Raw genomic sequence first — 12,065 nt, 5'->3', positions numbered from 1 at the left:
GAAAAGCGAGCGCCGGTTGGACCGGCGCTCGCCTGAGATTAGATGGTGCGGGTTGCCTGATCAGGTCACCGGCGCCGGGTTGAAGAGGGTCAACGCATTGTGCAGCCCGAGCTTCTCCGCGCAGGTTTCCTTGCGGCCGCTCGCGACATCGAGCATCAGGCGGAACAGCTCCCAGCCCACCTCTTCGATGCTGGACTGGCCGGTCGCGATCGTGCCGGCGTTGATGTCCATCAGATCATGCCAGCGACGCGCGAGGTCCGAACGCGTCGCCACCTTGATGACCGGCACTTCGGCGAGGCTGTACGGCGTGCCGCGGCCGGTCGTGAACACGTGCAGCGTGATGCCCGACGCAACCTGCAGCGTGCCGCAGATGAAGTCGCTGGCCGGCGTCGCAGCATAGATCAGGCCCTTCTGATTGACCTTCTCACCGGGCGACAGCACGCCGGAGATCGCCGAGTTGCCCGACTTGATGATCGAGCCCATCGCCTTTTCGACGATGTTCGACAGGCCGCCCTTCTTGTTGCCGGGCGTCGTGTTCGCACTGCGGTCCGCGCCGCCGCGCTTCAGGTAATCGTCGTACCACTGCATCTCGCGAATGATCGCCGCCGCGACCTCCGCGTTGGCCGCGCGCGCGGTCAGCTGATCGACGCCGTCGCGCACTTCGGTGACTTCCGAGAACATCACGGTCGCCCCGGCGCGCACCAGCAGGTCGGTCGCGAAGCCGACGGCCGGGTTCGCGGTCAGGCCCGAGAACGCGTCGCTGCCGCCGCACTGCACGCCGATCACCAGATCCGACGCCGGACAGGTTTCGCGACGACGGTTGTTCAGGCGCTTCAGATGCCCTTCGGCCATCCTCATGATCGACGTGATCATCGACTGGAAGCCGACGTGCGATTCGTCCTGCAGCACCACGACGTCGCCGTTCTGGTCCAGCGCGACATCGCCGATGTCGGCGACGTCGTCGACCACCGCTGCCGCGGCGATCGGGATCGTACCCGGCGGCATCAGACGCTCGGGCTGCAGCTTCTCGCAGCCGAGGCTCACCATCATCACTTCGCCGCCGAAGTTCGGGTTCAGCGCGATGTTGCGCACGGTGCGGATCGGCACCATCGCGTCGGGCGCGTCGATCGCGACGCCGCAGCCGTAGGTGTGGCCGAGGCTCACGACATCGTCGACATTCGGATATTTCGGCAGTAGCTCGGCCTTGATGCGCGTGACCGCGTGTTGCACGACGTCGGCGACGCACTGCACGGTGGTCGTGATCGCGAGGATGTTGCGCGTGCCCACCGAGCCGTCCGAGTTACGGTAGCCCTCGAACGTGTAGCCTTCGAGCGGCGGCATGTCCGGCGCCCTGGTCGTGGCGATCGGCAGGTCTTCGAGTCCGGGCGGGCTCGGCATGCGGATCACGTGCTCGTTGATCCAGCTGCCCTTCGGCAGCGGCTTCAGCGCATAACCGATCACGACGTTGTAGCGGATGACCTCGTCGCCTTCGGCGAGATCGGCCAGCGCGACCTTGTGGCCCTGCGGCACACGCTCGCGCAGCCTGAGCCCATCGGCAAATACCGCGCCCTCGCCCAAACCGCCGTCGTTGACGACGATCGCGACATTGTCATTGGGATGAACGCGGATGTAGAGCGGAGTTTGTTCCATTGATCAATCCTTGAGGCGTGATAGGCCTGCTTCGCCAGCAATCATACGTCATCCTACAACGCTAAAGTTTGCTCGGATGTTCCGTATTTACCCTATGGACAGCATTATGCCGCTAACACCCCGTTGAGTTACGAGATTCGTTGTTGTACGATGACGTATAAGAAATCTGTTTTCCAAGATTTTCTACTAGTACGACGTCTGTCGTACTAGTTGGATCCTACTAACGACCCCATCCGACGCCGGGATATTTAGATCATGACGACACCGCAGGAACTCAAGCAGATCGTTTCGGAAGGCCTCCTGTCCTTCCCCGTCACCGACTTCGACGCTAACGGCGACTTCCGCGCCAACACTTACGCAGAGCGCCTCGAATGGCTCGCTCCGTACGGCGCTTCGGCGCTGTTCGTCGCCGGCGGCACGGGCGAATTCTTCTCGCTGACGCAAGACGACTACACGCAAGTCGTCAAGACCGCGGTCGAAGTCTGCAAAGGCAAGGTACCGATCCTCGCCGGCGCAGGCGGCCCGACCCGCGTGGCGATCGCCTACGCGAAGGAAGCGCAGCGCCTCGGCGCGCACGGCATCCTGCTGATGCCGCACTACCTGACCGAAGCAAGCCAGGACGGTATCGCCGCGCACGCCGAAGAGGTCTGCAAGGCCGTTCCGGGCATGGGCGTGATCATTTACAACCGCGCGAACTCGAAGCTCAACGCCGACATGCTCGAGCGTCTGGCCGACCGTTGCCCGAACCTGATCGGCTTCAAGGACGGCGTGGGCGAGATCGAAAACATGGTGACGATCCGCCGCCGCCTCGGCGAGCGCTTCTCGTACCTCGGCGGCCTGCCGACCGCAGAAGTCTACGCTGCCGCGTACAAGGCGCTGGGCGTGCCGGTGTACTCGTCGGCGGTGTTCAACTTCATCCCGAAGACCGCGATGGAGTTCTACCGCGCGATCGCCGCTGACGACCACGCAACGACCGGCAAGCTGATCGACGAATTCTTCCTGCCGTACCTGAAGATCCGCAACCGCCGCGCAGGCTATGCGGTCAGCATCGTCAAGGCTGGCGCGAAGCTGGTCGGCCACGACGCAGGTCCGGTGCGCGCACCGCTGACCGACCTGACGCCCGAAGAACTGGAACAGCTCGACGCGCTGATCAAGAAGCTCGGACCGCAGTAACGCACCGGCGTCGGGCTTCGAGCGAAGAAGCTCGCGAGCCTCATCGACGAGGGCTGCATAGACGGCCCCGTTGCGAACGCCCGGCACGGCAACGTTGCCGGGCGTTCGTGCATTTGCGCGACAGGCAGGTGGTCTGCGGACCGCCCGGCGCAGAGACCACACCTCGCCCAACGATACAGGAGATGACCCATGGACTTGAGCCGCACGGCCAGTTCCACCGACGCCGCCTCTAGCGCGGCACGCACCAAGGTCCGCTACGGGATTCTGGCGCTGATCTTCGTGATCACCACCCTCAACTATGCCGACCGCGCGACGCTGTCCGTCACCGGTTCCGCGATGCGCACCGCGTTCAGCCTCGACGCGATCCGCATGGGCTATATCTTTTCCGCATTCAGCTGGGCCTACGTGCTGTCGCAACTGCCGGCCGGCTGGCTGCTCGACCGTTTCGGCGCGCGCCGCGTGTACGCGGCGAGCATCTTCTCGTGGTCGCTGTTCACGCTGCTGCAAAGCTCGGTCGGCCTGCTCGGCAGCGCCGGTGCGGCGATCACCGCGCTGTTCGTGCTGCGCTTCGTGATGGGCGCGGCGGAGTCGCCGGCGTTTCCGGCGAACGCGAAGGTGGTCGCGAGCTGGTTCCCGACCAATGAGCGCGGCACCGCATCGGCGATCTTCAACGCCGCGCAATACTTCGCCGCGGTCGTGTTCACGCCGCTGATGGCGTGGCTCACGCATGCGTTCGGCTGGGAGACGGTCTACGTCGTGATGGGCGTGGTCGGGCTGCTGCTCGCGCTGACGTGGCTGAGGGTCATGAAGAATCCCGCCGATCACCCGGGCGTGTCGCGCGCCGAGCTCGAGTACATCGAGCAAGGCGGCGGCCTCGTCAGCGGTGCGCGCAAGACGGGTCCGGACGACGTCTCGAAGACCGGCGGCTGGACGCTCGTGCGTCAGTTGCTCGGTAACCGCATGCTGCTCGGCGTCTATCTCGCGCAGTACTGCATCAACGTGCTGACCTACTTCTTCCTGACGTGGTTTCCGATCTACCTCGTGCAGGCGCGTGGCATGACGATCCTGAAGGCGGGACTCGTGGCCTCACTGCCGGCGATCTGCGGCTTTCTCGGCGGCGTGCTCGGCGGCGTGCTGTCGGACGGGTTGATCCGCCGCGGCTGGTCATTGACCGTCGCGCGCAAGGCGCCGATCGTCGGCGGCATGCTGCTGTCGACCTGCATCATCGGCTGCAACTACGTGTCGACCGACTGGATCGTCGTGGCGCTGATGTCGCTCGCGTTCTTCGGCAAGGGCATCGGCGCGCTCGGCTGGGCCGTCGTCGCCGATACGGCGCCGAAGGAAGCGCTCGGTCTGTCCGGCGCGATCTTCAATATGTTCGGCAACATCGCCGGCATCGTGACGCCGATCGTGATCGGTTATCTGGTCGCGCGCTCGGGCTCGTTCAATGGCGCGCTCGTGTTCGTCGGCGCGAACGCCTTGATGACGGTGATCAGCTATCTGGTGATCGTCAAGGACATCCGGCGAGTCGAATTGCGCTCGGCGTGAGCCAGTTATAGGCTCAGTTATCGTTCCGGTTATCGTACTTCCGGCCGGCGGACGCCCGGCGCCTCGCGCGAGCCGTGCGCACCGAGGCGCCAAACTTCAGGCATCCGCCGATATATGTGACAATCGCGCCGAATTCGATCCGGCGCTTATATAATCAGTCGTCAGACGACGATATAATAAAAATGCAGGATTCCCCGCGATTTTTCAAACAAGGAGCGTTTTCGATGGCTACACCACTAGCATCCGCGGCACCGCCACGACGCGCTCGCAATCTTGCCGAGTTCGTCGTCAATTACGTCACCGAGCAGATCGCGGCCAACGTGCTGAAGCCGGGCGACAAACTCCCGACCGAATCGCAGCTGATGAACACGCTCAGCGTGAGCCGCACGGTGATCCGCGAGGCAATCTCCCGCCTGCAGGCAGGCAAAATCATCGAGACGCGGCACGGTATCGGCAGCTTCGTGCTCGAGCCGCAGCGCGAAAAACTCGGCATCGACATGGTGCCCGCCACCACGCTGCGCGACGTGCTGTCCATTCTGGAACTGCGCATCAGCCTCGAAACCGAATGCGCCGGTCTTGCCGCGCAACGCGCGAAACCGGACGACCTCGCGCACATGCGTACCGCACTCGACGCGATCGAGGCCACGCGTCACAACGGACTCGACAGCGTGGAGGCCGACCTGCAGTTCCACATCTCGGTCGCGCGCGCAACCGGCAACCGCTATTTCGTCGACATCCTGTCGCAGATGGGCAGCGCATTGATTCCGCGCAACCGGCTCGACTCGGCCGGCATCGCGCGCGCCGATCCTGATGCATATCTGTCGCTCGTGAACCTCGAGCATGAAAGCATCCTCGAGGCAATCAGCCGGCACGACGCCGAAGGCGCGCGGGCGGCGATGCGCATGCATCTGTCGAATAGCCGCGAGCGGTTGCGTCGCGCGAATGAAGCGAACGACGCGAACAGCTGATTTTCACGAAGCACGCAGGCGAAAAAAATGGCCGGGAATATTCCCGGCCATTTTTTTTGTGATTGCAACCGCCCTTCCCTTCGATGCGCGCCCATGCCCATATTGGCACCAGGCGCGCATCCGTTCAGGACGGCGTCACACGATTAACCGCGCGTGAGTTCGCCATCGCGACGACGCCACAGTTCCAGCGGGTTGCCGTCGGCCAGCGTTTGCGGCAGCAGCTCGGCCGGGAAGTCCTGGTAGCAGACCGGGCGCAGGAAGCGGTCGATCGACGTGGTGCCGACCGAGGTCGCGCGGCTGTCCGACGTTGCCGGGAACGGGCCGCCGTGGACCATCGCGTGGCACACTTCGACGCCGGTCGGGAAGCCGTTGACCAGAATGCGGCCGGCCTTGCGCTCGAGAATCGGCACCAGCTTCTTCGCAGCCGCTACGTCGGCGCTGTCCATCTGCAGCGTCGCGGTTAGTTGGCCGGCGAAGTGCTCGGCGACCTTCAGCATTTCCTCCTCGTCCTTGCAGCGGATGATCGTAGACACCGGGCCGAACACTTCGTCTTCGAGCGCCGGGTTCGCGAGGAACGTCTGCGCGTCGGTCACGAACAGCGCCGCGCAAGCCTGGGTCGGGCCGGTAGCGGCGACGCCGCGTGCCACGACTTCGACACCCCTGGTTGCAGCCAACTTGCCTTCGCCGTCTTGATACGCGGCGTGGATGCCCGAAGTCAGCATGGTCTGCGCCGGCTTGGCGGCGAGCGCTTCCGATGCCGTCGCGACGAAGCCCTTCAGCGGGTCGCTGTCGATTGCGATCGCGAGACCCGGGTTCGTGCAGAACTGGCCCGCGCCGAGCACGAGCGAGTCGACGAAACCGCGCGCGATGCTGTCGCCGCGTGCCGTCAGAGCGTTCGGCAGCAAAAACACCGGGTTGATGCTGCTCATTTCGGCGTAGACGGGGATCGGCTCCGGACGTGCCGCCGCGACGCGCATCAGCGACGTGCCGCCCGCGCGCGAACCGGTGAAGCCGACCGCCTTGATGGCCGGATGCGCAACCAGCGCCTCGCCGACCGAGTTACCCGCGCCGACGATCATCGAGAACACGCCTTCGGGCAGATCCATTTCCTGCGCGACGCGCTGGATCACACGACCGACCAGCTCCGAGGTGCCGAGGTGCGCGCGGTGCGCCTTCACGACGACCGGGCAGCCGGCAGCGAGCGCCGCGGCGGTGTCGCCACCCGCCACCGAGAATGCGAGCGGGAAGTTGCTCGCGCCGAACACGGCGACCGGGCCGAGCGCGATCTTCTGCATGCGCAGATCCGAGCGCGGCAACGGCTTGCGTTCCGGCAGCGGCGAATCGAGCGTGGCGTTGAGCCACTGGCCCGCACGCACGGTTTGCGCGAACAGCTTCAACTGGCCGGTGGTGCGGCCGCGTTCGCCTTCCAGACGCGCCTTCGGCAGGCCCGATTCAGCCATCGCGCGTTCGATCAGCTCGTCGCCGAGCGCGGTGATGCCGTCCGCGATACGATCCAGAAACTCAGCGCGCACTGCGAGCGGCAGTTGACGGTAGGCGTCGAACGCCTGTTGCGCGAGCGCGCAGGCCTGCTCGACGTTCTCGACGGTGCCGCTGCCGAACACCGGTTCGGCAATCTCGGAACCCGTGGCAGGATTGAACGCGCGCAGCGGTTTTTCTTCGCCGCGCACTGCTTTGCGACCGATCAGCATTTCGCCGGTAATGGGCATTGTGGCTTTCCTTGAATGAAGGCTTCAGATATAGGTCATCCTACAACATTGCGGGGGCTCCATGCAACCCGAAACGCTTGTCGGACAGGGTCATTCGGGTTTACACGACCGTTACAACCAAGGGGCTCGGTGCTAACAGTCATACGACGACTTATAACCTCGCATTCTGCGTGGTTTATTGCGGTCGTCGAAGCTTTGTTCCCGACACATCGTAGTTCGAGGAGACACCGCATGCCCGCCGTCACGCCTTACGAATCCTTGCCCAACCGCTTCCGGCGCGCGGTGCGCGAGGGAAAAACCCAGATCGGCTGTTGGGCATCGCTTGCCAGCCCGATCGCCACTGAACTGCTGGGCACGGTCGGCTTCGACTGGATGCTGCTGGACGCCGAACACGCGCCCAACGACGTGCTCACGCTGATCCCCCAGTTGATGGCGCTCAAGGACAGCGGCAGCGCGCCGGTCGTCCGACCACCGGCTAACGACAGCGTCGTGATCAAACGATTCCTCGACAGCGGCTTCTCGAACTTTCTGGTGCCGTTCGTCGACAGTGCTGACGACGCGGCCCGCGCGGTCGCGGCAACGCGCTATCCGCCGCAGGGCATCCGCGGCGTGTCGGTCGGCCATCGCGGCAACCGCTATGGCACCGTGCCCGACTACTTTGCGCTCGCCAACGACAATATCTGCGTGATCCCGCAGATCGAAAGCCGCAAGGCAGTCGAGGCGATCGACAGCATTCTCGCGGTGGCCGGCATCGACGCGGTCTTCATCGGTCCGTCCGACCTCGCGGCATCGTATGGCCACCTCGGCAACGCGAGCCATCCGGACGTGCAGCAGGCGATCGCGCATGTGTTCGAGCGCGCGCGGGCGGCAGGCAAGTCGAGCGGCATTCTCGCGCCGGTGCAGGCCGACGCGGAACGTTATCTGTCGATGGGCGCGCGCGTCGTCGCCGTCTGCGCGGATCTCGGGCTGCTCAAGGGCGCCGCTCAAGCGGCGCAGAAACACTTCATGCAGAAACCGGCGGGCGAAGCTTGAACGCGGCCGCCACGATATCTTCGGAGCATTCCATGAAAAAAGCAGGCTTTATCGGACTCGGCATCATGGGCAAGCCCATGGCCGCCAACCTTCTGAAAAACGGCGTGTCGCTGGCAGCGTTCACGCGTAGCGGCGTGCCCGCGGAACTGACGCAGGCCGGCGCCGTCGCATGTGACAACCCCGCGGCGGTCGCAGCCAACGCGGACGTGATCTTCGTCATGGTGCCGGACACGCCGGACGTCGAGCGCGTCCTGTTCGGCGAGAATGGCCTCGCGAGCGCGCTGCGCGCCGGCCAGACCGTCGTCGACATGAGCTCGATCTCGCCGATGGCGACCCGCGAGTTCGCGGCGCGCGTGCGCGAAACCGGCGCCGACTATCTTGACGCGCCGGTGTCGGGCGGCGAAGTCGGAGCGAAGGCCGGCTCGCTGACCATCATGGTCGGCGGCGAACAGGCCACGTTCGACAGCGTCAAGCCCATGTTCGACATGATGGGCAAGAACGTCACGCTGATCGGCGCGGTCGGCGCCGGCCAGGTGTGCAAGGTCGCCAACCAGGTGATCGTCGCGGCGACCATCGAAGCGGTCGGCGAAGCGCTGCTGCTCGCGTCGAAGGCGGGTGTCGATCCGGCGCGCGTGCGTGAGGCGCTGATGGGCGGCTTTGCGTCGTCGCGCATTCTCGAAGTGCACGGCGAGCGCATGACCAGGCGCACGTTCGATCCGGGCTTCCGCATCGAACTGCACCAGAAGGATCTGAACCTCGCGCTGTCGACCGCGCAGGCGCTCGGCGTGTCGCTGCCGAACACCGCCACCTGCCAGGCGCTGTTCAACGCGTGCATCGCGCACGGCGGCAAGGCGTGGGACCACTCGGCGATGGTGCGCGCGCTCGAAGTGCTCGCGAATCACGAGATTGGGCAGAAGACTGCGTGATTTGATGTAGGTTCGAAATCGTTGCAATCGGGTTGTCCGTCGGTGTTCATGTGACCGATGGACGGCTCGATTGCATTTTGCATTTCTGGGGGCGTGCGTAGTTCGCACGTGATGCCCTTTCCCTCTTCCGGGCCGTAGGGCTCTTTCGCCGCGTGACGCGACACGTTCGTATCGTGTTTGGCGATGGCGACGCCCCGCCCCGTGTCTCCTCGGATTGCCGTCTGCTCCGGCGCGTTAAGCCGCGTGGCTAGTGCATGACCACGAGCGATATGCAGTCAATGACTCGCAGCTCATCGGATTAATGGGACACAAGAATCCTCCATCGCCCATTTCCTGTCCCTTTGGTCGACTGCTACGTTGGCGGCCTCGAACAATCACAGAGGAATACCGAATGTCGCGCGAACAAGATGGAGACGGCGTGCGTGTCGTGCTGAGTGCGCCGCAACTGGCGGCGGTGCTGACCCGCCAATCGATCAGCCACAGCGAAATGCTTTCCAACCGGTTATGGGGCGGATTGCAACTTGTCGGCGGTTTGCTGGAAATGGTCGGGGCCGGCGCGCTGTGTGTGATGCCTGAACCGACCATGGCGAGCAAGGCTGGATGCGTTGTGTTCGGCGTACATGGCTCGGATACGGCGGCCGCTGGCTTGCGTCAGATCTGGACGGCGCGAGATACGGCGACGCTAACTCAACAGGGCACGACGAAACTCGCGGAAGCGATGAAGGCCAGTCCCGATATGGCGAACAATATCGGTTTGTGGCTCGATATGGTCGTGCCGTTTGGCTTTGCTAGTTCGATCAAGGCTATACGGGCTTCGCGTATCGCGATGGGCCGGATCAGTCTGGACATGCACGAAGCGAAAGCAGGGAGCGGGATTGGCGGACACACGCTCTTGAAGCATGTCGGACGGACCGAAGCGCAGTTGCGAGAAAGACTCAACCGCGAGCCGCGTCGAGAGAAGGTTTCGTCGTTCACAAACCTTGAGCGGGCCGAATCGGCCATCTCAGAAGTCATGCGCGCCAATGCGACCATCATTCGGGAATGGGCGCAGTCTTCGGGCAGAGGCGGCCCTCTCGCTCTGACGCGGCGCGTGGCGGGTAACGTCGGCTATGGCATAACGAGGGAGACAGGAAAACTGACGCCCATGAATGAGGTTGTAGTCGTTCTGAAATATCAAACCTACAACGGAATGCCATACTATATCGTCACTGCTTACATTAAATAGAGAGAATTTATGCTGTCAACTCGCTACCCCAAAATGTATCAGCTGTTTGGCGTATACCTGAATGAGGATTTCGATATATGGGGAGATACGATTCCCGATATCATCGCTTGCTACAAGAGCGACTGCCCACGCGAGAGCCACCTCGAGATGGTTCATGAAATCAATTCATTTATGGGCGAACACCGGGACGATTTGGACTCAGCGTTCAAAGATGCCTATGGTCAAGATTTTTCTCCCAAACTATGGGGCTACACGACCGCCTCATTTCTTGACGAATTAAAGAGGCTTCTCATCGAGTAGTTTGTCCCGGTGCTCCCGCATCCTTCTAAGAAGAATTAAAACCGTCTACTGGGCGACTAGTCTGCTTGTCGGCTGCAACACTCACGGCGCGACATCGCCAACTCGAAAACGGCCGCACAACCGACCAAAAAAAACGGCGCCCACCTCATGAGCGCCGTTTCTTTCGCCGGATCGGCCCACACAAGCCGACCCCACTTCGCCTTACTTCGCCGCCACCGCATCGGACGACACCCACTGCGGCTCCGGCATCTTCTCCGAACTCCTGGCCATCAGACACACCACGACCGCGGCAATCAGATCGAACACCGCCAGCACGACGAACAGCGGGCTATAGCCGATCTGCGTGACGAGCACACCGAACAACGCGGTGAACGCGGCAGCGCCCAGATACCCCGCCATGCCGCCCATGCCCGTCGCGGTCGCGACTTCGTGCTTGCCGAACATATCCGACGTGATCGCGTACAGTGCGCCCGACAGCGTCTGGTGCGCAAAGCCACCGACGCACAGCAGCGCCACCGCCATGTACGGGCTCTCGACGAGACCGACGCACGCCGGCCCGATCATGAACAGCGCACCGACCACGAACACCATCTTGCGCGAAGTGAACAGCGACACTTTTGCGTACTTGTGAAACAGCGGGCTCAGATAACCGCCGAGCACGCAGCCGATATCGGCGGCGAGGAACGGCATCCACGCGAACATCGCGACTTCCTTCAGGTTCATGTGACGCTCGGTCATCATGTACAGCGGAATCCACGCGTTGAACGTTTGCCAGGCCGGCTCGGACAGAATCCGAGGAATACCGATCGCCCAGAAATCGCGGCTCACCAGCATCGCGCGCCAGTTGCGCTTCGGCGTGTTGATGTCATCGTGATGCTTCGCTTCCTGGCCGCTCAGAATGTAGTCGCGCTCGGCGTTGCCCAGCAGCTTCTGGTTGCGCGGATGCTTGTAGACGATGATCCACAGCAAGCTCCACACGATGCCCGCGACGCCGACGATCACGAACGCAAGTTCCCAGCGGCCGTGAAACAGCGCCCACACGACGAGCGGCGGCGCGAGCAGCGCGCCGATCGACGAGCCGATATTGAACCAGCCGATCGCAACCGAACGCTCCTTCGCCGGGAACCACTCGCTCGTCGCCTTCACGCCAGCCGGAATACCCGCCGATTCGGCGAGTCCGAGGAGACCGCGGAACACCGCGAGGCTACGCCAGCCCGTCGCCCATGCCGCCGCCGCGCAAGCCACCGACCACGCCAGCGCGAACACCGCGAAGCCGATCTTGGTGCCGATCGTGTCGAGCACGAAACCGGCGACCGGCTGCATGAACGCATAGCAGAGCTGCCACGCCACGACCACATGCGCGTACTGCTCGGTCGTGATGTCGAGCTCCTTCATCATCGTCGGTGCCGCGACCGACAACGTGTTGCGCGCCAGGTAATTGATGATCAGGCCGGCCGCGACCAGCGCGACCATCCACCAGCGAATACCCTTGATCTTCACTACTCCATCTCCTCGT

At 63.5% G+C, this 12,065-nt stretch carries 10 protein-coding genes; 7 read left to right on the top strand and 3 right to left on the bottom strand.

Annotated features, from left to right (window positions below):
- Nucleotides 1-60: 60 nt before the first annotated feature.
- On the bottom strand, nt 61-1,650 hold the full coding sequence (garD, locus tag G5S42_RS04465; RefSeq protein WP_176105708.1) for a galactarate dehydratase: 1,590 nt from the start codon (nt 1,648-1,650) through the stop codon (nt 61-63).
- Between the two features lie 255 nt (nt 1,651-1,905).
- Between garD and kdgD the strand changes: the two genes are divergently transcribed.
- The 3 genes from kdgD to G5S42_RS04450 all read left to right on the top strand — a co-directional run bounded on the left by kdgD (nt 1,906) and on the right by G5S42_RS04450 (nt 5,339).
- Complete coding sequence (kdgD, locus tag G5S42_RS04460) at nt 1,906-2,823, top strand: 5-dehydro-4-deoxyglucarate dehydratase (RefSeq protein ID WP_176105707.1); 918 nt, start codon at nt 1,906-1,908, stop codon at nt 2,821-2,823.
- A 189-nt stretch (nt 2,824-3,012) separates the two neighbouring features.
- Entirely contained in the window at nt 3,013-4,371 is a 1,359-nt protein-coding gene (locus G5S42_RS04455) for an MFS transporter (RefSeq protein ID WP_176105706.1), read from the top strand.
- Between the two features lie 224 nt (nt 4,372-4,595).
- Nucleotides 4,596-5,339, top strand: a complete 744-nt coding sequence (locus G5S42_RS04450; RefSeq protein WP_176105705.1) for a FadR/GntR family transcriptional regulator — start codon at nt 4,596-4,598, stop codon at nt 5,337-5,339.
- Nucleotides 5,340-5,482: 143 nt separating this feature from the next.
- Here G5S42_RS04450 and G5S42_RS04445 read toward each other — a convergent pair whose 3' ends face one another.
- A complete protein-coding gene (locus G5S42_RS04445; RefSeq protein WP_176105704.1) occupies nt 5,483-7,066 on the bottom strand; it encodes an aldehyde dehydrogenase (NADP(+)) in 1,584 nt (527 codons plus the stop codon).
- Nucleotides 7,067-7,297: 231 nt separating this feature from the next.
- Here G5S42_RS04445 and garL point away from each other — a divergent pair, with 231 nt between their 5' ends.
- From garL to G5S42_RS04425, 4 genes are all read left to right on the top strand, one after another.
- Nucleotides 7,298-8,098 (top strand): 2-dehydro-3-deoxyglucarate aldolase, encoded by an 801-nt coding sequence (gene garL / locus G5S42_RS04440; protein ID WP_176105703.1) that lies wholly within the window; start codon nt 7,298-7,300, stop codon nt 8,096-8,098.
- On the top strand, nt 8,095-9,024 hold the full coding sequence (locus G5S42_RS04435; protein ID WP_281374981.1) for a 2-hydroxy-3-oxopropionate reductase: 930 nt from the start codon (nt 8,095-8,097) through the stop codon (nt 9,022-9,024). Before garL ends, G5S42_RS04435 begins: the two co-directional genes overlap by 4 nt.
- A gap of 391 nt (nt 9,025-9,415) precedes the next feature.
- Complete coding sequence (locus tag G5S42_RS04430; RefSeq protein ID WP_176105701.1) at nt 9,416-10,249, top strand: RNase A-like domain-containing protein; 834 nt, start codon at nt 9,416-9,418, stop codon at nt 10,247-10,249.
- A gap of 9 nt (nt 10,250-10,258) precedes the next feature.
- Entirely contained in the window at nt 10,259-10,549 is a 291-nt protein-coding gene (locus G5S42_RS04425; protein WP_246391803.1) for a contact-dependent growth inhibition system immunity protein, read from the top strand.
- A 201-nt stretch (nt 10,550-10,750) separates the two neighbouring features.
- Here G5S42_RS04425 and G5S42_RS04420 read toward each other — a convergent pair whose 3' ends face one another.
- On the bottom strand, nt 10,751-12,049 hold the full coding sequence (locus tag G5S42_RS04420) for an MFS transporter (protein WP_176105700.1): 1,299 nt from the start codon (nt 12,047-12,049) through the stop codon (nt 10,751-10,753).
- Nucleotides 12,050-12,065 lie beyond the last annotated feature (16 nt).

The sequence above is a fragment of the Paraburkholderia youngii genome (genome assembly GCF_013366925.1).
In the GTDB taxonomy this organism is placed as follows: Bacteria; Pseudomonadota; Gammaproteobacteria; order Burkholderiales; family Burkholderiaceae; genus Paraburkholderia; species Paraburkholderia youngii.
The sequence above is the reverse complement of the archived record's forward strand: the minus strand, read 5'-3'. Positions and strand labels throughout refer to the sequence as shown.

Excerpts from the sequence above, each read along its gene's own strand:
- G5S42_RS04450 (WP_176105705.1), top strand. The coding sequence starts at position 4,596 with ATGGCTACACCACTAGCATCCGCGGCACCGCCACGACGCGCTCGCAAT.
- G5S42_RS04445 (WP_176105704.1), bottom strand. The coding sequence starts at position 7,066 with ATGCCCATTACCGGCGAAATGCTGATCGGTCGCAAAGCAGTGCGCGGC.
- G5S42_RS04430 (WP_176105701.1), top strand. The coding sequence starts at position 9,416 with ATGTCGCGCGAACAAGATGGAGACGGCGTGCGTGTCGTGCTGAGTGCG.
- garL (WP_176105703.1), top strand. The coding sequence starts at position 7,298 with ATGCCCGCCGTCACGCCTTACGAATCCTTGCCCAACCGCTTCCGGCGC.
- G5S42_RS04455 (WP_176105706.1), top strand. The coding sequence starts at position 3,013 with ATGGACTTGAGCCGCACGGCCAGTTCCACCGACGCCGCCTCTAGCGCG.
- kdgD (WP_176105707.1), top strand. The coding sequence starts at position 1,906 with ATGACGACACCGCAGGAACTCAAGCAGATCGTTTCGGAAGGCCTCCTG.
- G5S42_RS04425 (WP_246391803.1), top strand. The coding sequence starts at position 10,259 with ATGCTGTCAACTCGCTACCCCAAAATGTATCAGCTGTTTGGCGTATAC.
- garD (WP_176105708.1), bottom strand. The coding sequence starts at position 1,650 with ATGGAACAAACTCCGCTCTACATCCGCGTTCATCCCAATGACAATGTC.